A 20,864-nucleotide genomic window follows, 5' to 3' on the forward strand; every position below is an offset into this window, starting at 1 on the left:
TTTATCTTTGGGTTTTAATCGTGTGGCTTATCTTTCAATGGGAAGCGACGACGCACCAGCACAAAGAACAGCGGTACAAAGAAAATCGCTAATATCGTCGCGGAGATCATGCCGCCCATGACGCCCGTTCCGACCGCATGCTGGCTGCCGGAACCCGCCCCGCTGCTGATCGCCATCGGCAGCACGCCGAAGATAAAGGCCAGCGACGTCATCAGAATCGGGCGCAGACGCTGACGTGAAGCCTCCAGCGTCGCCTCCATCAGCTCGCGTCCTTTGCTGTTGATCTCATTGGCGAATTCCACGATCAGGATGGCGTTCTTCGCCGACAAGCCAATCACGGTGAGCAAGCCAACCTGGAAGTACACGTCGTTCTCGAGTCCGCGCATCCAGGTTGCCACCAGCGCACCGACCACGCCGAGCGGCACCACCAGCATCACGGAGAACGGAATCGACCAACTCTCATACAGCGCGGCCAGACACAGGAACACCACCAGCAGCGAAATCGCATACAGCGCAGGTGCCTGTGAACCGGAGATACGTTCCTGATAAGAGGCTCCGGTCCACTGGAAGCCAACGCCTAACGGCAGTTGCCCCACCAGTTTCTCCATCACATCCATCGCGGTGCCGCTACTGACGCCATTGGCGGCCTCGCCGACGATCTCCAGTGAAGAGTAGCCGTTGTAACGTTCCAGACGCGGCGAACCGGTTTCCCAACGGCTGGTGGCGAAGGCGGAGAAGGGCACCATAGTGCCGCTACTGTTGCGAACGTACCATTTGTTGATATCGCCTGGCAGCATGCGGAACTCCGCACCGGCCTGCACATACACCTTTTTCACGCGGCCACGATCGAGGAAGTCATTCACATAGGTTGAGCCCCATGCGGTGGTCAGCGTGTCATTGATGGTGTCGAGCGAAACGCCCAGCGCCTGGGCTTTGCGCTGATCGACATCAATTTGCAGCTGCGGGCTGTCATCCAGGCCGTTGTGACGCACGCGAGACAGGGCCGGATTGCTGTCGGCCAACTCCAGTAGCTTGTCACGCATCGCCATCAACTGGGTATGACCAATGCCGCCGTGATCCTGCAGCTCCATATCAAAGCCCGATGAGCTGCCCATGCCGGTAATCGCCGGTGGGCTGCTGGCGATCACGCGGCCTTCTTTGATCTTGTGAAAGGCTTTGGTGGCGCGATCGATGATGGCGAAAGAGGTACGATCGCTGCCTGGACGCTCTTCCCAGTTTTTCAGGCGTACAAACAGGCGCGCCACGTTTTGGCCGTTACCACCCGGACCGGCACCGATGGTTGAGAACACCGACAGCACGTTGTCTTTCTCGGCGGTCATGTAATAGTTTTCAACTTTCGCCACCACGTTGGAGGTCTGCTGCAAGGTCGCGCCCGGCGGCAGCTGCACCTGCGTCAGGAATACGCCCCGGTCTTCCAGCGGCAGGAACGAGGTCGGCAGCTTGATAAACAGAAACGCCATTACGCCGATGGTGCCGAGATAGAGCACCAGCCAGCGCCCGCCCTTCATCAAGATACGCGCAACTCCGCGTTCGTAGCGTTCCGCGCTGGCATTAAAGTTGCGGTTAAACCAGCCAAAGAAGCCGCGACGTCCATGATGATGGCCTTGTTCAAGGGGTTTGAGCAGCGTCGAGCACAGGGCTGGCGTCAGAATCATCGCCACCAACACCGACAACACCATCGCCGACACGATGGTGATCGAAAACTGGCGATAGATAGCGCCCACGGTGCCGCCGAAGAAGGCCATCGGTACGAATACCGCCGACAGCACCAGCGCAATGCCCACCAGCGCCCCCTGGATCTGTCCCATCGATTTTCGCGTGGCGGCGCGCGGTGAAAGTCCTTCCTCACTCATGATGCGTTCAACGTTCTCCACCACCACGATGGCGTCATCCACCAGCAGGCCGATGGCGAGCACCATGGCGAACATGGTGAGCGTGTTGATACTGAATCCGCAGGCATACAGCACCGCGAAGGTGCCGAGCAGCACCACCGGTACGGCAATGGTCGGAATCAGCGTGGCGCGAAAGTTCTGCAGGAACAGATACATCACCAGGAACACCAGCAGAATAGCTTCCAGCAGCGTTTTCACCACGTCGGTGATCGAGGCTTTCACAAACGGCGTAGTTTCGTAGGCGATTTTGGCTTCCAGCCCGTGCGGGAAGTAGTGCGACAACTCTTCCACACGTGCACGCACCAGCTTATCGGTGTTCATTTCGTTGGCACCGGACGCCAGCTTAATACCGAGACCGGACGCCGCCTGACCGTTGTAGCGGCTGAGGAAGTCGTATTTTTCCGCCCCCATCGCCACGTCAGCCACATCGCCCAGTGTTACCACCGAGCCGTCACTGTTGGTTTTCAGCGTGATGGCTTTGAACTGCTCTGGGGTTTGCAACATCGACTGAGCATTGACGGTGGCATTGAGCGCTTGTTTATCCACCGATGGCAAGCCGCCAACCTGGCCGACCGCCACCTGGGTGTTCTGCGATTCAATCGCCGTCACCACGTCATCGGTGGTCAGCGCATAGGCAATCAGCTTGTTAGGATCGAGCCAGATACGCATCGCGTATTGCGAACCATAGGCATCAACCTGACCCACACCATCGATGCGGCTCAGCGGATCCTGAATGTTACTGGCGACATAATCTGAAATATCCTGTTTGTCCATACTTCCGTCGGTAGAGACAAACGCAATCATCAGGATATTGCTGTCACCGGTTTTATTCACCGTGACGCCCTGAGATTGAACGGCGGCGGGTAATTTACGCAGTGCGGATTGCAGCTGGTTTTGTACCTGCTGGCGGGCTTCATCAGGATTGGTGCCAGCGGTAAAGGTGAGGGTGATTTGCGCCTGACCCGTGTTACTGCTGTTAGAGGACATATACATTAGGTTATCGATACCGGTCATGTTCTGTTCGATAACCTGGGTAACGGTGTTCTCCAGCGTTTCCGCAGAGGCACCGGGATAATTGGCAGTAATACGCACGTTAGGCGGTGCGAGATCGGGATACTGCTCAATGGGCAGGGAGATGATCGCTAGTGTGCCGCAAAGACAAAGCAAAATAGCCAAAACCCAGGCAAAAATGGGGCGGTCGATAAAAAAATTCGACATGGAACCGACACTCCTCAGCTGCGTATTTTTTACTTTTATTATGTAAAACGTGAAGCGCAGTCGGCTTCACGTCGGCGGAGTGCAAGGTGCTATCCCGAAAACTCCTGCTGCTGCCTACTGTACGCGGCGCAAATTAGAGAATCGTGGATAAATTATGGAGAAAGTGTAAATGTCGTGCTGGTTTTCTGTGCGCTGCTACACATTGCGGCTCTCGAGCCAGAGTACCGTGGCGGCGACGCGTGAACGAACGTCCAGTTTACGCAGCAGATTGCGGATGTGCACTTTTACCGTTTCTTCGGAAATATGCAAGGTGGCGGCAATCTCTTTATTAGATAACCCGCGCGCCACTTCCTGCAATACATCCAGTTCACGCTCGGTGAGTTGTTTGAAAGGATTGGCGCTCGGCTGGCGCGTTGCCAGATATTCTGCCACCACTTCACTAAACACATTCTCACCCATTGCACCGCGCATGACCTGCGCCAGCAATAATTCCGGCTCACTGTCTTTTAGCAAATAGCCATCAGCGCCGGCATCGACCATGGCGTAAATATCATTGCGTGCGTCGGAAACGGTCAGTACCAAAATGCGCGAAGCGATCCCTTCATGGCGCAGGGCTTTAAGGGTATCTAAACCCGACATGCCTTTCATGTTCAGATCGAGCAATATCACATCGGGCGAGAGGCGACGTGCTTCAGCCAGCGCTTCTGTACCGTTGTTGGCTTCGGCCACCACTTCCAGACGTGGTTCCAGTGCAAGCAGTTGGCGGATGCCACGACGCATCAGCGGATGATCGTCAACGATCATAATAGTCAGGGAAGAGGGGGCCATAAATTCTCCAGTCAAAGTCCATTTAACATAAGTGTATCGCGTTAAGCCAGCCGGTGTGCCGGTCGCGGTGGGAAACGCAGCGTAACGCGCGTGCCACGCGTCTGCGGAGTAATCAGTAAGCTGCCAGAAAGCCGGGCAGCGCGCTCCGCCATTATCGTCAGACCGTAATGGCCTGGAGGTTCTTCCAGGCTACGGATGCCGCAACCGTCATCTTCAATCGTCAGCAAATGGAATGCGTCTTCATCGCGCTGATAAAAAATATGGATTTGCTGCGCCTGTGCGTGACGAATGGCGTTCAGCAGGGCTTCACGTGCAATCTGCAGCACATGCACCTGCTGTTGCGCATCCAGCGTTTGCAGGCCCGATTGGTAATCGAAGGCGATCGCGGCGTGAGACTGTTCCTGCAACGGGGCGATCATTGCCTGCATCGCCTGCACTAAATCTGCCTGTTCGATAGTCAGACGAAAGGTCGTCAGTAACTCGCGCAGTTGCTGATAGGCCTCGGCCAGGGCGCGATCAAACTCGGCAATAATCGATTGTGCCTGGGGCTGGGTGTGATCGACATTGCGGCGCAACAACGTGAGCTGGATGCGCAGGAAGGAGAGCGACTGCGCCAGCGAATCATGCAGTTCACGCGCGATGGTGGATCGCTCTTCTATTAATAGCATCTGCTGGTACTGTTTTTGCGTCTGCCAAATCCATAACGAACGCGCCAGCATGTTGGCCAGGCTTTGCATCAGTTCATCGGCAGGAGGCGCTCGCCGTGTTTGCCAGCACAGTTCGCCGAGTGACTGATCTTCTTGTTGCAGCGGCAAACGATGCCATTCGAGACCGTCCTCTGCCACGCCGGCCTGAAAATCAATGCCGTCGCTGGTGATGCTCAATACGGTCAACGCTTCACGACGTTGCACCAGTCGCAGTAATCCCTGGAACAACTCTGGGTTCAGTGGGCTGCTGGTGAGGACCTGTGAGCATTCATAGAGTAATTTCAACGTGCGGTTGGCTTGCGTCAGATCTTCCGTTTTATTGCGCACCGCCAGCTCGAGCAGGCGATAGTGCGAGTGCAGACGTTCAGCCATGTGAGTAAAAGCTTGTGCCAGCACGCCCAATTCGGTGGGCTGGGAAACCGATAACGGGGGAAAGCTGAAATTCGCCTGCTCAACGTATTGGCTGGCAGTAACCAGTGAATCCAGCGGGCGCACCACGTTGCGACGAATAAAACGGATGGTCCACAGCGCCAGTGCCACAATCGCCAGAAAGCCAAACAGGCTGCTGGCCGCCACCAGATGCATTTTCAATTCGGCGTAATGTTGCAGTGCCAGCACAAAGCGATCAATCTCACTCACGTAACTGGCAACGCGTTGCTGATAGATCTGCGCGCGCTCGGGCTGAAGCGTTAGCTGTAACTGCGGCCAGCTGTCGCGCAGATAGCGATAGCGACTGGCCACTTCTTGCGGCACCCATGGGCGTTCCAGATGCTGCAGAGCCGGTGAGCTGAGGGTTTGCTGATAGATTTGGATGTGCTGCGTCAACTGCTGCGGATCGCGCGTGGTATCCCAGGCAAGGCGGTACATTTGCATGCGCAGTGAGCCGGCGACATTCACCGCTTCGGCATCACGCAAACTGCTGGAGAGCGTTAACAGCGCCAGGCCGGTGGTGAGCAGCGATAACAACACAATCGCGCTCAGGGCACGGGCCATGGTGCGGGTAACAGGACGTTTCACTATCACAATAAAACCCTTATAAGAGCGTGGGATTATAAGGCAGCGTCAGGCAGACAGCGAGCCGGAATCGTCACATCAGGTTACTTTTAGCAGAGAAATCCACTTCTCTTTACCTTTCCCTGGATTGCATCTCGTTAGCTGGCGAATTATTGAACGGCTTTACGGCCTGCTGTGCCTGCTTTTCATTACTTCGCTGATAATTTGCAGCGTAATCACTTTTATGAACGGACGACAACAGGAGCAAATGATGAAGACACCGATTGCCATTCTGACTGCTGCACTGCTTGCCACCGCAAGTTTCACGGCCTTCGCCGCGCAACCCTTAAGTGCTGAGCAGGCGGAAAACCTGCAAAGCAGCGGTACCGTTTCCATCAGCGGCGTTCGCGGTTCCATCGATGATGCAACCCGCCAGCTGTCGCAGAAAGCGGAAGATATGGGCGCCAGCCATTACCGCGTAATTGGCGTGCAAAACCCAGGCGACTCCAGCCTGTGGAGCGGCACCGCAGAGATTTATCGTTAATCCCCTCCCGTAGTATTTCCCTGTAGCCACCCCTTTACCGGCCATTCACTGGCCGGTTTTTTTGTGCACCGCGACCGATTCTTACAAATCAACTCGTGCAACCAAACGGTATTTTTTGCTTCGTTCATGCAGAACGGGTAGGATTCATCGCCGTAAATTCCCGGCTCACCGCGCGACATCGTTCCGCCGTATCGGTAGCGGGTTTTACCCCATTTCGCACCGCCGCACGCAAACGATTGGTCAGGCGATGATTGATGGTCAGGACAAACAGGAAAGCTATGAATTCAACTAAAAAAACCGCAGCCGAACAACGCGCTGCGAAAAGACGCTGGCTCAATTCCCACGACAGCGGTTACCACAAAGCAATGGGTAACCGTCAGGTACAAATGATCGCCATTGGCGGTGCCATCGGTACCGGCCTGTTCCTTGGTGCAGGCGCGCGCTTGCAGATGGCTGGTCCTGCTCTGGCACTGGTTTATCTGGTGTGCGGTATCTTCTCCTTCTTTATCCTTCGTGCGTTGGGCGAACTGGTATTACACCGCCCATCAAGCGGCAGCTTTGTTTCTTATGCACGTGAATTCCTCGGGGAAAAAGCGTCATACGTGGCAGGCTGGATGTACTTCGTTAACTGGGCGATGACCGGTATCGTGGATATCACCGCAGTTGCGTTGTATATGCACTACTGGGGCGCGTTTGGTGATGTGCCGCAGTGGGTATTTGCCCTTGGCGCACTGGCGATTGTCGGTACCATGAACATGATCGGCGTGAAGTGGTTCGCCGAAATGGAGTTCTGGTTCGCATTGGTGAAAGTGCTGGCGATCGTGGTGTTCCTGATCGTCGGTGTGGTGTTCCTGGGCAGCGGTAAACCGCTGGACGGCAATACTACCGGCTTCCATCTGATCACGGACAACGGCGGTTTCTTCCCGCACGGCTTGCTGCCGGCGCTGGTGTTAGTGCAAGGTGTGGTGTTTGCCTTCGCCTCGATTGAGTTGGTGGGCACCGCGGCCGGGGAGTGTAAAGACCCGAAAACCATGCTGCCTAAAGCCATCAACAGCGTGATCTGGCGTATTGGTCTCTTCTACGTCGGTTCGGTGGTGCTGCTGGTACTGCTGCTGCCATGGAACGCCTATCAGGCGGGGCAAAGTCCGTTTGTGACCTTCTTCTCCAAACTGGGCGTGCCTTACATTGGTAGCGTGATGAACATCGTGGTGCTGAGCGCAGCGTTGTCGAGCCTCAACTCGGGCTTGTACTCCACCGGTCGTATTCTGCGCTCCATGTCGATGGGCGGTTCTGCGCCACAGTTCATGTCGAAGATGAGCAAACAGCAGGTGCCGTTCGCCGGTATCCTCGTTACCATCGCGGTGTACGTGGTCGGTGTGGTGCTCAACTACTATGTGCCATCGCAGGTGTTTGAGATCGTACTGAACGTGGCTTCACTGGGCATCATCTCTTCCTGGGGCTTTATCGTGGTGTGCCAGATGCGTCTGCGCAAAGCGATTAAAGAAGGTAAAGCGGAAGACGTTAGTTTCAAGCTGCCGTGGGCACCGTTCACCTCATGGCTGACGCTGCTGTTCCTGGTGAGCGTGCTGGTGTTGATGGCGTTTGATTATCCAAACGGTACCTACACTATTGCATCCATCCCGCTGATTGCCGTGGTACTGGTGCTGGGCTGGTTCGGTGTGCGCAAACGCGTGCATGCGGAAGCCATGAAAGAGCACGACCATCATCATGACGAACAGGATGATGGGGCAGCTAAGCTGGCGGAAGATAGCTCGCGTTAATCGCAGCCATTCTCATCAACGGGGGCCTTTTGGCCCCCGTTTTCATTTCAATTGTCCTTCCCTTGATCCCACATCGGGATATACACCTTTCGGGTGATATAGCCCTGCAAAAGCTCAGGGTATTTTACGCCTCATCTCAAGCTGGCTAAACGAGGTGAGCGCATGACGCACTCCATTCTCCCTGAAAGCAGTTGGCACGTATGCGGTCTGGTCATCCAGGCGCGATCTCACGCCATCCCGGCGGTAAAGCAGGGATTGCTGTTGCTTTCTGATTGCGAAATCGCCGCCGAAGACAGCGCACGCGGCACGCTGGCCGTGACCCTGGGTGCTGCTGATAGTCGCGCCTTGCTGAATAACATCGAAGCCACCCGCAATATCCCGCATGTATTGGCCGTTTCTCTGGTGTATCACCAGCAAGACGAAACGGAATATCGTCACAAGGAAGCATCATGAAAGTCAGTCGTCGAGAATTTATGAAGGCCAATGCGGCCGCAGCGGCGGCAGTGGCCGCAGGACTTACGATTCCCAGCGTCACCAAAGCCGTGACCGCACTGGGCGCCCCGATCCGCTGGGAAAAGGCGCCGTGTCGTTTTTGTGGCACCGGTTGTGGCGTGCTGGTGGGCACGCAAGAGGGACGCGTGGTGGCCTCACAGGGCGATCCGCAGGCGGAAGTAAACCGTGGGTTGAACTGCATCAAAGGTTATTTCCTGCCCAAGATCATGTACGGGAAAGACCGCCTGACGCAGCCGTTGCTGCGCATGACCGATGGCCACTACGACAAAGAAGGTGAGTTTACCCCGGTGAGTTGGGATCAGGCTTTCGACATCATGGAACAGAAGTTCAAAGCGGCGCTAAAAGCCAACGGGCCTGAATCCATTGGCATGTTCGGTTCCGGTCAATGGACGGTATGGGAAGGGTATGCCGCCTCTAAATTGATGAAAGCCGGTTTCCGCACCAACAATCTCGATCCTAACGCGCGCCACTGCATGGCCTCGGCGGTGGTGGGCTTTATGCGTACCTTCGGCATGGATGAACCGATGGGCTGCTACGATGACATCGAAGTGGCCGATGCCTTTGTGCTGTGGGGCTCGAACATGGCCGAGATGCATCCGATTCTCTGGTCACGCCTGACCGCCCGTCGCCTGAGCGATGACAATGTCAAAGTCGCGGTGCTCTCAACCTATCGCCATCGTAGTTTCGAACTGGCTGATAACGGCATGGTGTTTACGCCGCAGAGCGATTTGGCGATTCTCAACTTTATTGCCAACTACATTATTCAGAACAACAAAGTCGATAAAACCTTCCTGCAGAATCACGTGACGCTGCGTAAAGGCGTCACGGATATCGGCTATGGATTGCGCCCAAGCGATCCGCGTCAGGCTTCAGCGAAAAACCCGGATAGCGGCGAATCTACGCCGATCAGCTTCGACGAGTACGCCAAATTCGTTGCCGAGTACACGGTGGAAAAAGCCAGTGAGATGAGCGGCGTCGAGCAGGACCAACTGATTGCGCTGGCCGAATTGTATGCCGACCCGAATGTTAATGTGGTCTCCTACTGGACCATGGGCTTTAACCAGCATACGCGCGGCGTGTGGGCCAATAACCTGTGCTACAACATCCATCTGCTGACCGGAAAAATCTCGCGCCCCGGCACCGGTCCCTTCTCGCTCACCGGGCAACCCTCCGCGTGCGGAACCGCACGTGAAGTCGGTACCTTCTCGCATCGCCTGCCCGCAGACATGGTGGTGAATAACGATAAGCACCGTGCGACGGCCGAAAAACTATGGAAGCTGCCGCAAGGCACCATTCCCGCCAAAATCGGCCTGCATGCGGTCGCTCAGGATCGCGCGCTGAAAGACGGCAAGCTCAATGCCTACTGGGTGATGTGTAACAACAACATGCAGGCGGGACCGAACCTGACACAGGAGCGCATGCCGGGCTGGCGTGATGCACGCAACTTTATCGTGGTGTCCGATCCTTATCCCACCGTCAGTGCTTTGTGTGCGGACTTGATCCTGCCGACGGCAATGTGGGTGGAGAAAGAGGGCGCTTACGGCAACGCCGAGCGTCGTACCCAGTTCTGGCATCAACAGGTGAAAGCACCGGGTGAAGCCAAATCGGATCTGTGGCAGATGGTGAATTTCGCTAAGCGTTTCCGCGTGGCGGAAGTCTGGCCGGAAGCGTTGATTGCCCAACAGCCAGAGCTGCGGGATAAAACCTTGTATGACGTGCTGTACGCCAACGGCCAGGTTAATCAATTCCCGTTGAGCGAAGTGGCCGACGATCGACTGAACGACGAGGCGCGCGATTTTGGCTTCTACATCCAAAAAGGCCTGTTTGAAGAGTATGCCAGCTTTGGTCGCGGACACGGTCACGATCTGGCGCCATTCGATGCCTATCATGAAGCGCGCGGATTGCGCTGGCCGGTGGTGAATGGCAAAGAGACGCGCTGGCGCTACCGCGAAGGCTTTGACAGCTACGTCAAAGCGGGCGAGGGCGTGCGTTTCTATGGCAAGCCAGATGGCAAAGCCACCATTTTTGCCCTGCCGTATGAGCCACCCGCTGAAGCACCGGACGCCGAGTACGATATGTGGTTCTGTACCGGCCGCGTGCTGGAACACTGGCACACCGGCACCATGACGCGTCGCGTGCCGGAGCTGCATCGTGCCGTGCCGCAGGCGCTGCTGTATATCCATCCGCTGGACGCCAAAGATCGCGGTTTCCGCCGTGGCGAGAAGGTCCGCGTGGTATCACGTCGGGGTGAAACCGTGGCGACTGTCGAAACGCGCGGACGTAATCAACCGCCAAAAGGGCTGGTGTTTATGCCGTTCTTTGATGCTGGCGTGCTGGCCAACAACGTCACGCTGGATGCCACCGATCCGCTATCGAAGCAGACCGATTACAAAAAATGCGCCGTTAAGCTGGTCAAAATTTAAGGCAGGATGCAATGAAACCCTTATTTACTCTTATCACCGTTGCCGCCCTGACGCTGGGCGGCGTGGTTTACGCGGGTCATGGCGTGGATCTCACACAATCTCCGGAAGTCACGGCCACGCAGCAGGGCACGATCCATCAGCCTAAAGAGCAGAGCCGCAAACCGCTGAACTACGTGAATCAGCCGCCGGTGATCCCGCACAGCGTCGATGGCTACCAGGTGACGAAAAACGTCAACCGCTGCCTGCAGTGCCACGGCACGCAGAGCTATCTGACCACCGGCGCACCGCGCGTGAGCCCAACACACTTTACCGATCGTGATGGCCTGGTGAGCAGCACGGTATCGCCGCGTCGCTACTTCTGTTTGCAGTGCCACGTCCCGCAAACCGATGCCAAACCGGTGGTGGAGAACACCTTTAAACCGGCTAACGGCTTTGGGCAGTGAGGTTATCAATGAAACAGAGATTATTACGCATCTGGCGCTGGTGGCGACGCCCCAGCCGCTTAGCACTCGGCACGCTGCTGATTTTGGGTTTTGCCGGTGGGATTATTTTCTGGGGCGGTTTTAATACCGCAATGGAGATGACCAACCGCGAGCAGTTCTGCATTGGCTGCCATGAGATGCGCAACAACGTGTATCAGGAGTATATGCAGACGGTGCACTACAACAACCGCAGCGGTGTGCGTGCAACCTGCCCGGATTGCCATGTGCCGCACGAATGGGGTCCGAAAATGCTGCGCAAATTGCAAGCCAGCAAAGAGGTGTACGCCAAGATCTTCGGCCTGATCGACACACCGCAGAAGTTTGAAGAGACGCGTATCGAGCTGGCACAGAATGAGTGGCGCAGGATGAAGAACAATAATTCGCAGGAGTGCCGAAACTGCCACAACTTCGAGTATATGGATTTCACCGCGCAGAAGACGGTGGCAGCAAAAATGCACAGCAAAGCGGTGGAGGATGGGCAAACCTGTATTGATTGCCACAAAGGAATTGCGCATCACCTGCCGGATATGAGCGAGCAGAAGAACGGTTTTTGATTTTTGCATTGCCATCCATTCGCGCGATAAATCGCGCCGCTACTTCTCTCTGCACCTTGCCGTAGCGGCGCAATGTATTGCGCGACCGTTTTCGTCCTTCATTGCACACTGACCGCACGAATTCAGATAGTTTTCCCCGCCGCTAGCGCCTATTATCTCAGGCTCCCTCATTAAGCGGTGGAGCGGCCATGTCGTTAAAGATCAACATCATTAAAGATAAGTTACTGTCAGATAATTACTTTATCCTGCGTAACTTCACCTACGAACTGACCCGCAGCAACGGCGAAGTCGTGCGCCACAAACGCGAAGTCTATGACCGCGGCAATGGCGCCACCATCCTGCTTTATAACCGCGACAAGAACACCGTGCTGCTGATTCGTCAGTTCCGCATTGCGACTTACGTTAACGGTAATGCCAGCGGTGAATTGATTGAGACCTGCGCAGGGCTGCTTGATAACGATTCGCCAGAAGATTGTATCCGCAAAGAAGCCATCGAAGAGACCGGCTATGAAGTCGGCAAGGTCGAGAAGCTGTTTGAAGCCTACATGTCACCGGGTGGCGTGACCGAAATCGTCCATTTCTTCGCGGCAGAGTATAGCGATGCAATGCGCGCCAACGCCGGTGGTGGCGTGGAAGATGAAGAGATTACCGTGCTGGAGTTGCCTTTCCCGCAAGCGCTGGCGATGGTGAAAGACGGTCGCATCCTCGATGGTAAAGCGATTATGCTGCTGCAACACGCGCAAATTGCGGGTTGGTTAAAAGCCTAACCGGTGCATCACTAAGGGCGACTTTCATGGCCGCCCGCAGTCATTCAGGCCATCACTTCCAACGGCTCTGGCACGCACTCCGGATGGGCCTGCATACGCGCCAGCGCTTCGGCGTACGACGGCATAGAGTTGGCCGCACCAGAACGCTCCACACACAACGAAGCAAACGCCGAAGCGAACAGAGCCGCCTGTGGCAGTTCATCTCCCGAAGCTAAACGCGCTGCCAGCGCACCGTTAAACGCATCGCCCGCGCCGGTGGTATCCAGCGGTTGTGCCGGGAACAGCGGAATGCGCAGCGGCTGCTGTTCCGCATTGGACAACAGGGCGCCCGCCATCCCCAGGGTAATAATCACCTGACGCGCGCCTTTGCGGTGCATCACTTCTGCGGCTTTCTGCGCACTGGCAAAATCCGTCACCTTTACGCCGGTAATCTGCATCGCTTCGGTGCTATTGGGCGTCAGTAAATCCACCTTCGCCAGCAGTGCATCACTCACTTTTTGCCACGGCGCCGGGTTTAAAATCACAAAGGTGCCACCCGCACGCGCATTATCAATCATGCGCTGAATGGCATTCAGGTTGTTCTCTAGCTGCACCAACAAGATATCCGCTGCGGCTACCGTAGGCTGACAGCGCGACACTTCCGCCGCCGTCACCGTGGTGTTCGCGCCTGGGAACACCGAAATCATGTTTTCAGCATCATCCCCGGCCACATAAATCAGTGCGTTGCCGGTAGGCTTCTCTTTACAGGTAAACAGCGTAATCGCATCAAAGCCGGTTTTTTCGAGGTGACGACGGGCGAAAGTGCCAAAATCATCATTACCGACCTTGCCGATATAGTGCACGCGCGCCCCGGCACGCAGCGCCGCCGTGGCCTGGTTTGCGCCTTTGCCGCCCGGTCCCATCATGCTGTTATGGGCAGTCAGTGATTCACCAGGCAACGGGAAGCGGTTCATCACCGCGACGACGTCGAGGTTGAACGAGCCAAACACACACACTTTTCCTTTCATCATGCACTCCTGAACAGGCGTTCGGCGGCTAAACAGGCACCGCGACAGCCGGTGTGATCGGTGGATTGACTAAACACGATCTTCAAATTGTCACGCGTGGCCGGTGGACGCAGATGCTGCTGAATCTGACTGCGTAACTGCGCCAGCGGGAAGTCCGCCATCGCCAGCACTCCGCCCCCCAGAATCAGGTATTCGGGATCGAGGATGTTCATTTCGGTGGCAATCAGCTGCGCCAAACGATAAACAAATGCCTGCAACTCCGGATGGTCGCCATGTTGCGTAAACAGCGCCGACATATCGGTATTCGGCACGTGAGCCTTAGCCCAGTGACTCAACCAATGGCCCGAAGTCACCGTCTCCGCACAACCCCGGTTGCCGCACGGGCAGGGTAGATCGTTACCGGCAATCGGCACATGGCCCAATTCACCCGCGCCGCCGTGCTGGCCGTGGTAAAAGCGACCATTTATCCACAAGCTGTTGCCCATACCGGTACCGGGATACAAACCTACCGCGTTATCCGGCAACTGTTCCAGCTGCATTAAATCCCACATCATCAGATGGTTAACATCTTTATCCATCGCCACTGGCACGCCAAGACGCTCGGTGAGGATCGCCGCCACAGGCTGATGATCCAGCGCCTGAATAAACGGCAGCGAAATCACCTGCTGACGATCGCGGCTGAGAATGCCCGGCAATCCCAGCATCACGCCGCTCACCGGTTGCTGCTCCAGTGTTTCACTGATTAACTGCCCGAGTGCCGTCAATGCGTCGGGCTGCTGCGCCCAGCTGGCCGTCGGCACCTTGCGGAAGCTGGACCAGATGCGTCCCTCTTCCATCAGCTGCAGACGTGTGCCGGTGCCGCCAATGTCGATGCCCAGCCAGCGTGGAATCATGCGGATACCTTCGCCAGGCCCTGAGCTTCATCAATGCTGTCACGCATCATGTCCCAGGCCGTTGCCAGATCGTCATGGATGTTAAACAGGCCCGAGGTACCGACAATCAGCACTTCTGCACCTGCTCCAACCAGCGTGTTGTAAGTGCGAGTGTTGCAGGAACCATCGATCTCAATCAGATATTTGTGGCCATGCTGCTGCTTCAGGGCTTTCAGTTCCTGCACTTTGGCGACCATTTCCGGGATGAATGGCTGTCCGGCATAGCCAGGATCCACGGTCATCACGGTGATTTTGTCCAGCAGATGAATATAGTGATGGATAAACGATACTGGTGTGGCCGGGTTCAGCACCACGCCGACTTTCTTGCCAAAGCTGCGAATCAGGTTGATCACGCGGAACGCATCGCGGTTGATGGTTTCTGCATGTGGGCAGATGTAGTCGGCACCCGCTTTGGCAATCACTTCAATGAAGTCGGTCGGGTGTTCCACCATCAAATGCACATCCAGCGCCACTTTGGTGTGTGGACGAATCTGCTCAATAAAGAACGGCGACAGCGTGATGTTCTTAACGTAGTGACCGTCCATGATATCGATATGGAGGAAGTCTGCGCGGGAGTCCAGCACTTCCAGCTGGTGCTTGATCTCCATCAGATTCATACACATCAACGACGGGGAGACTTGAATACGCATTAGACTTCCTTTTTTTCGGTCAGAGGATTAAGGGCCGCAGCGAGCTTGCTCAGCTTGACGGCACGATGTTCATTAAAACGGGCTTTGAATTGTTTGAAGGCCAACACCACAATCAGCACTGCGCCCCACATCGCCAGGCTTACGTGCTGGCTGATGTTCATCAGATTGAAACCGGTAGAGAGCACTTGCAGGGCAATCAGCGCCAGTACCACCCCCGTGACGCGGCCGAAGCCACCGTTCGGGTCGGTGCCGCCGAGAATAATTGCCAGCACGGTCAGCAGCAGATACGCATCGCCGTAGCCCATACGCGCTGAGTTAAAGCGCGCCATCATGATCAATCCGGCTAACACGCACAGCAGGCTGGAGATGACGTACACCAGTACCACCATGCGATGCGTGTTGATGCCGCTGAACCAGGTGGCATTAATGTTGCTGCCGCCCATGTAGATGCATTTACCGGCGCGGGTTTTACCCAGGAACAGCGCCAGCAGCGCAGCGGCAATCAGGAACACCCACAGTGGCAGCGGCATACCCAACAGCGTGTTGGAACCGAGTGCCTGCACCACCGATGGCATGCCGCTGACAGCGGCACCTTTGGTTAGCCAGATGCCGATGCCGTTCAGCGTCATCATGGTTGCCAGCGTCACCAGAATCGGGTGAGCACCAATTCGCGTCACCATCACACCGGTGATGACACCGATAAAGGCAGCAATCAGCATTGCGCCGACGATGGCGATAAACAGCCACAGCAGTTGCTGACCGGTGCCGGCATCGGCGGGCAGGGCGCTCATCAGCGTCCAGGCGATAAACAGTGCGGTCAGGTTAGCGGTAGCGATAATCGCCAGGTTCAGGCCGCCGCTGAGGATGGCGATAAACATTGCCAGCGTTAGCAAGCCCAGTTCCGGCAGCTGGAACGCCATACTCATAAAGGTCGAGTCGGTCATAAAGCGGCCCGGCAGCATGAAGGTGAAGATTGCCAGCGCCAGCGCAATCAGCAGCATCAGGCCAATATTGGTGCCGTCCGGACGCAGAGCAGAGAGTGATTTCATGTGAATGCTCCTGTCAGACGAAACTGACGTCAGTTTCTTTACGTTTTTTGTAGTGAGTGACGGCAATCGCCACCATGATCACGCCGCCTACCACGATGTTCATAAAGTAGTTGGAGACGCCAATCAGGTTGAGGCCGTTCTTCAGGATGGCGATCAGGAACACGCCCATCAGTGTGCCGCTCACTGTGCCTTTGCCGCCCATCAGGCTGGCACCGCCGAGCACCGTGGCCGCCAGCACATCCAGCTCGCCGCCGACCAGCGCATTCGGCACCACTTCACCCATGCGATACACCTGCACCAGGCCGCCAATCGCCGCCATCGCACCGAGCCAGCCGTAAGCGAAAACGTGAATCAGACCGACGCGAATCCCGATACGACGTGCGGATTCCGCATCGCCGCCCACCGCATACAGCTGGCGGCCGAGGTTGGTTTTGTTGAGCAGCAGCGCGGTCAGTCCGGCAATCACCAGCATGGTGATCAGCGGCAAACCAATCTGGAAACTGTTGCCTTGCCAGGTGAAGGGCAGCACGCTGCGCAGCGTGATCCACCAGTCCGGCAGGGAATAAAGGCTCTTACCGCCGGTCACCCACATCAGCAGACCAAACAGCAGCGACTGCATACTGATGGTGATGATGATCGACACCACGCGCAGCGAGGTAATCAGCAGGGCGTTAATCACGCCAAAGGTGGTGCCGCAGACAATCGCCAGCAGGATGCTCAGCGCCGCGTTATCAAACTGGAACTGCACAAACAGCGAAGCGATCAGGTATTGCACCACCGACGCCACCGCGGCGAAGGAGATATCGATGCCGCCGGTCACCAGCACCACAAACAGGCCGAGGGCAAAGATGCCGGTCACCGCGTAGCTTTCTGCCAGGTCCAGCAGGTTTTGCACGGAGAGGAACTGGTCGCTGGCCACCGAGAAAAACAGGATGAAAGCCAGCAGCACCCACGCCAGCCAGCCTTGACTGGAGTGCGGGCGTAAACGAGAAAAATCAGGCATTGATCACCTCCGCCAGCTGTTCTTGCTCAACGGTATCGGGTTGGTATTCGGCATGAACGGTGCCATCACGGAAGTGCAGAATGCGGTCGCAGTTGTACCAAACCTCTGGCACTTCATCGGAAATCAGAATGATCGACAGACCCTCTTTCGCCAGCTCGTGGATCAACTGATAGATGCTGGCTTTAGCGCCGACATCCACGCCCACGGTCGGCGAGTCCAGAATCAAAATGCGCGGCTGGGTCAGCACCCATTTCGCCAGCACGATCTTTTGCTGGTTGCCGCCGGAGAGGGTAGAGATCGCCAGATTGGGATCGGCCACGCGCACACCGAGCTGTAGAATCCATTGCAGGATCAGCTTGTTCTTGCGGTATTCGTCGATGATGTGAAAACGGTTTTGCAGTTTGTCGAGGATCGGCAGCACCATGTTGTCGGCCACCGATTGCTGCTGCACCAGACCGAGGGTTAAGCGGTCTTCGGAGACATAACCGATACCGGCTTTGATGGCATCTTCATGGCCCCGGAAGCGCACTGGCTTGCTGTCGAGCCAGATTTTGCCGCTGTCAGGTTTGGTCATGCCAAACAGCGACAGCGCCAGTTCGGTACGACCGGAGCCGAGCAGGCCGCACAGACCGAGTACTTCGCCCTGATACAGCTTAAAATTGACGTCGTGATATTGACCGGCGCGCGTCAGATTCTCGACTTCGAGAATGGCGCGGTCGGCATTGCGCGTTGGTGCTTTGAGTTGATAATCGAGCTTCAGCCCGGTCATCAGTTCAGTCAGATGATGTGGCGTCATCTCTTTAGCGGGCCAGCAGCCCATCTTGCGTCCGTCACGGATCACGGTGACGCGATCCGAAATCTCTAATACTTCATCCAGACGGTGGCTGACGAACACCACGCAGATGTTTTTGTCTTTCAGGTAGCGCACAGTGCGCAGCAGTTGGTTTACTTCGGTGCGGGTCAGAGAAGCCGTCGGTTCGTCCATGATCACCAGGCGCGCATCGGCGACCAGTGCACGGCAAATCGCCACCTGCTGACGTGCAGCAATCGACAGCGCCGAGACTTTCTCATCCAGATCGAGATCGAACTTTAGCTCTTCAATAATACGCGCTGCCGTTTCACGCAGCTTCGCCTTGCGGTGCCAGCCGAGCAGGCCATTGAGGTTGTGCTCAAAGGCGATGTTCTCGGCCACGCTCAAATTTGGGAACAACGACAGATCCTGATAAATCACCTGGATACCGAAATCACGCGCCTGACGGGTGGTCAGACGCGGGAAGGTTGGGCCATCACCCAGGGTAATGCGGCTGCCACTGTCCGGGGCGTGTACCCCGGAAATGACTTTAATTAAGGTGCTCTTGCCACAGCCGTTGGTGCCAGCCAGGCAGTGCACTTCGCCCGCCAGTAAGCTCAGCGAGATATCGCTCAGTGCGCGGTTGCCACCAAATGTTTTCGACAGGTTGTCGAGCGCAATTAACGTCTGTGGGATCACCTCTTTCATCATTACAGCCCCATTTTCACCAGTTTTGGCAGGTTTTCTTTATCCAGGCTTTCGGTGTTGTTACCGAGGATGGTGTGGGTCGCCTCGTCAACTTTCACTTTGCCCAGACCGTCGATGGTCATACCGTCGGTGATCGGCTCTTTCTTCTGCATCATGTCGGCGATACGTACGAACACTTCGCCAGCGGTTTGCGGGTTCCAGATGTAGCCGCCTTTGATCGCGCCACGCTGCACCAGCGAAGCACCCTGGCCTGGGCTGAAGGCACCAATCACGCACACCTGATCAATCTTGTTGCGGTTCATCACTGCACGACCGGCACCGATTGGGCCCTGTGAACCGAACGCCATAATGCCTTTCAGATCCGGGTACTTGGACATCAGTTCGTTAGTGGTACGGATAGAGTCATCCAGCGATTCGCCGACGCCGAACTTGTCGGTCACCATCTGCATTTTTGGATAGTGCTCTTTCTGGTAGTTCAGCGCGGCATCGGTCCACTGTTGATGCAGTGGCACAGTCAGGCTGCCGACGTACATGGCGTATTTGCCCTCTTCATGCATGCATTTCGCCAGTGCTTTCATATGGTTGATGCCGTGTGTCGGGGCATCCACCAGTTCGAAGTCCCAGTTCGCGCCTTTCTGATCCGGTGATTCGTGGGTGATCACCTGAATGCCGGCTTCACGTGCACGTTTCAGCACCGGCTCCAGCACTTTCGGGTCATTCGGCACTACGCCGATGATGTCGACTTTCTGCGCAATCAAATCTTCAATCGCACGCACCTGCAGGGCAGGGTCGGCGGCGGTTGGGCCTACCATCCATGCATCAATGCCGCGTTTCGCCGCTTCACTTTTGATGCCCGCTTCCATGGCGTTGAACCATGGAATACCGCCAATTTTCACCACGATGCCCATGCGTAATTTGTCAGCAGCGTGCGCGCCGTTAGCGGCAAACAGAGCAAGCAGAGAACAGGCGATAAGATGTTTTTTCATAAAGACTCCGGATTAATTTTTTATAAGCTGCATTGAATTGTTGCGCTGTGAGCAATCAATAATATTGACGCCGTTCCAGGCTAATTCTTGTTCCAGCTCTTTGTCTTTTAATTGGTCAGTGATGAGAAAGTCCACATCGCGATAATGACAAATACGCGCGAATGAGGGCCGCAGGAATTTACTGGCATCCAGCAGCAGATGTTTTCTTTCTGCTGCCAGTAACATCTGTTGTTTTAAATGTGCGTTGTTTTCGTTACCTTCACGTAAATAACCGTCATTGCCTAAACTGCTACAGGAAAAAAAGATCTTATTGATCTGAAATTCCCGTAAAGGCTGTTCAGCGACAACACCGTGGAAATCTTCATAACGGTCAGAATATTCTCCCCCCAGACAGATGGTGCGGATACTGCCGCGCGCCGCAAGGGTTTGCACTATTCTGATAGAGTTGGTTAATACCGTTAATTCAATATCCGGTAGCTGTCGCGCCAAATACCAGCAAGTGGTGCTACTGTCGAGTAATATACAATCGCCGGGGCTGATGAAATCGAGTGCACGTTTGGCTATCGCCATCTTTGCATCTACATGTTCATTCATACGCTGGCGGAAAGATAATTCATACTCGTTAACACCCCTCGTATTCCCCTGAATGTTAGCGGCTTGTCGTTTTGCTGGTACTGCACCGCCGTGGCTACGTTGCAACAGCCCACGTTTCTCCAGCTGAGTTAAATCACGACGAATGGTTTCTTGCGAAACCTGACACAACGTGACTAATTCAGCGACAATAACCCGACCATTTAAATTTAGTTCGTCAATAATTCGCTGCTGTCTTTCAATCGGCAACATGACTTCCCTCCGATGGCTATAAAGTACTGGATACCGCAGCGGGAAAATGTGGACTGCGCACGAGTCCGCAGTGGTCAAAATGCCCGGCGACGTTAGAGTGATATGGGTTAAATTTTTATGTAAATGAGATATCTATTTTTCATGTAATAGAGATCTGATTCACATAAACACGC

General features: G+C 55.6%; 18 protein-coding genes. 7 read left to right on the forward strand and 11 right to left on the reverse strand.

Annotated features, from left to right (window positions below; genetic code table 11):
• Window positions 1-14: 14 nt before the first annotated feature.
• The 3 genes from acrD to narQ form a co-directional block, all read right to left on the reverse strand.
• A complete protein-coding gene (acrD, locus tag AC1MDE_RS18905; RefSeq protein WP_480344979.1) occupies window positions 15-3,131 on the reverse strand; it encodes a multidrug efflux RND transporter permease AcrD in 3,117 nt (1,038 codons plus the stop codon).
• Window positions 3,132-3,326: 195 nt separating this feature from the next.
• A complete protein-coding gene (locus AC1MDE_RS18910) occupies window positions 3,327-3,959 on the reverse strand; it encodes a response regulator (protein ID WP_058959096.1) in 633 nt (210 codons plus the stop codon).
• Between the two features lie 41 nt (window positions 3,960-4,000).
• Window positions 4,001-5,689 (reverse strand): nitrate/nitrite two-component system sensor histidine kinase NarQ, encoded by a 1,689-nt coding sequence (gene narQ, locus AC1MDE_RS18915; RefSeq protein ID WP_479399165.1) that lies wholly within the window; start codon window positions 5,687-5,689, stop codon window positions 4,001-4,003.
• Window positions 5,690-5,930: 241 nt separating this feature from the next.
• Here narQ and AC1MDE_RS18920 point away from each other — a divergent pair, with 241 nt between their 5' ends.
• The 7 genes from AC1MDE_RS18920 (at window position 5,931) to nudK (ending at window position 12,723) form a co-directional block, all read left to right on the forward strand.
• Window positions 5,931-6,203, forward strand: coding sequence for a YdgH/BhsA/McbA-like domain containing protein (locus AC1MDE_RS18920; protein WP_058959094.1), 273 nt, complete (start codon window positions 5,931-5,933; stop codon window positions 6,201-6,203).
• Between the two features lie 278 nt (window positions 6,204-6,481).
• On the forward strand, window positions 6,482-7,984 hold the full coding sequence (ansP, locus tag AC1MDE_RS18925) for an L-asparagine permease (protein ID WP_097118576.1): 1,503 nt from the start codon (window positions 6,482-6,484) through the stop codon (window positions 7,982-7,984).
• Window positions 7,985-8,146: 162 nt separating this feature from the next.
• On the forward strand, window positions 8,147-8,437 hold the full coding sequence (locus AC1MDE_RS18930) for a chaperone NapD (RefSeq protein ID WP_058959092.1): 291 nt from the start codon (window positions 8,147-8,149) through the stop codon (window positions 8,435-8,437).
• Entirely contained in the window at window positions 8,434-10,920 is a 2,487-nt protein-coding gene (gene napA / locus AC1MDE_RS18935) for a nitrate reductase catalytic subunit NapA (RefSeq protein WP_058959091.1), read from the forward strand. Before AC1MDE_RS18930 ends, napA begins: the two co-directional genes overlap by 4 nt.
• An 11-nt stretch (window positions 10,921-10,931) precedes the next feature.
• Entirely contained in the window at window positions 10,932-11,363 is a 432-nt protein-coding gene (gene napB, locus AC1MDE_RS18940; RefSeq protein ID WP_045814877.1) for a nitrate reductase cytochrome c-type subunit, read from the forward strand.
• Window positions 11,364-11,371: 8 nt separating this feature from the next.
• Window positions 11,372-11,956 (forward strand): cytochrome c-type protein NapC, encoded by a 585-nt coding sequence (gene napC / locus AC1MDE_RS18945; protein WP_034825804.1) that lies wholly within the window; start codon window positions 11,372-11,374, stop codon window positions 11,954-11,956.
• A 188-nt stretch (window positions 11,957-12,144) separates the two neighbouring features.
• Window positions 12,145-12,723 carry a GDP-mannose pyrophosphatase NudK gene (gene nudK / locus AC1MDE_RS18950; RefSeq protein ID WP_058959090.1) on the forward strand — a complete coding sequence of 193 codons (579 nt, stop codon included), beginning with the start codon at window positions 12,145-12,147 and terminating at the stop codon, window positions 12,721-12,723.
• Window positions 12,724-12,767: 44 nt separating this feature from the next.
• Here nudK and AC1MDE_RS18955 read toward each other — a convergent pair whose 3' ends face one another.
• From AC1MDE_RS18955 to AC1MDE_RS18990, 8 genes are read right to left on the reverse strand one after another with little or no spacing between them, the layout of a single operon-like run.
• Window positions 12,768-13,730: a ribokinase gene (locus AC1MDE_RS18955; RefSeq protein ID WP_480344984.1), complete on the reverse strand. Its 963-nt coding sequence runs from the start codon at window positions 13,728-13,730 to the stop codon at window positions 12,768-12,770.
• Entirely contained in the window at window positions 13,730-14,623 is an 894-nt protein-coding gene (gene alsK, locus AC1MDE_RS18960; RefSeq protein ID WP_058959088.1) for an allose kinase, read from the reverse strand. Before alsK ends, AC1MDE_RS18955 begins: the two co-directional genes overlap by 1 nt.
• Entirely contained in the window at window positions 14,620-15,312 is a 693-nt protein-coding gene (gene alsE, locus AC1MDE_RS18965) for a D-allulose 6-phosphate 3-epimerase (RefSeq protein ID WP_038645526.1), read from the reverse strand. Before alsE ends, alsK begins: the two co-directional genes overlap by 4 nt.
• Window positions 15,312-16,361, reverse strand: a complete 1,050-nt coding sequence (locus AC1MDE_RS18970; protein ID WP_058959087.1) for an ABC transporter permease — start codon at window positions 16,359-16,361, stop codon at window positions 15,312-15,314. Before AC1MDE_RS18970 ends, alsE begins: the two co-directional genes overlap by 1 nt.
• A gap of 13 nt (window positions 16,362-16,374) precedes the next feature.
• A complete protein-coding gene (locus AC1MDE_RS18975; RefSeq protein WP_034825832.1) occupies window positions 16,375-17,364 on the reverse strand; it encodes an ABC transporter permease in 990 nt (329 codons plus the stop codon).
• Window positions 17,357-18,862, reverse strand: a complete 1,506-nt coding sequence (locus AC1MDE_RS18980) for a sugar ABC transporter ATP-binding protein (RefSeq protein ID WP_480344985.1) — start codon at window positions 18,860-18,862, stop codon at window positions 17,357-17,359. Before AC1MDE_RS18980 ends, AC1MDE_RS18975 begins: the two co-directional genes overlap by 8 nt.
• A gap of 2 nt (window positions 18,863-18,864) precedes the next feature.
• Entirely contained in the window at window positions 18,865-19,848 is a 984-nt protein-coding gene (locus AC1MDE_RS18985; RefSeq protein WP_480344980.1) for a substrate-binding domain-containing protein, read from the reverse strand.
• Window positions 19,849-19,860: 12 nt separating this feature from the next.
• Window positions 19,861-20,691, reverse strand: a complete 831-nt coding sequence (locus tag AC1MDE_RS18990; protein ID WP_034825836.1) for a DeoR/GlpR family DNA-binding transcription regulator — start codon at window positions 20,689-20,691, stop codon at window positions 19,861-19,863.
• Window positions 20,692-20,864: the final 173 nt, after the last annotated feature.

This window comes from Pantoea folii (assembly GCF_056678875.1).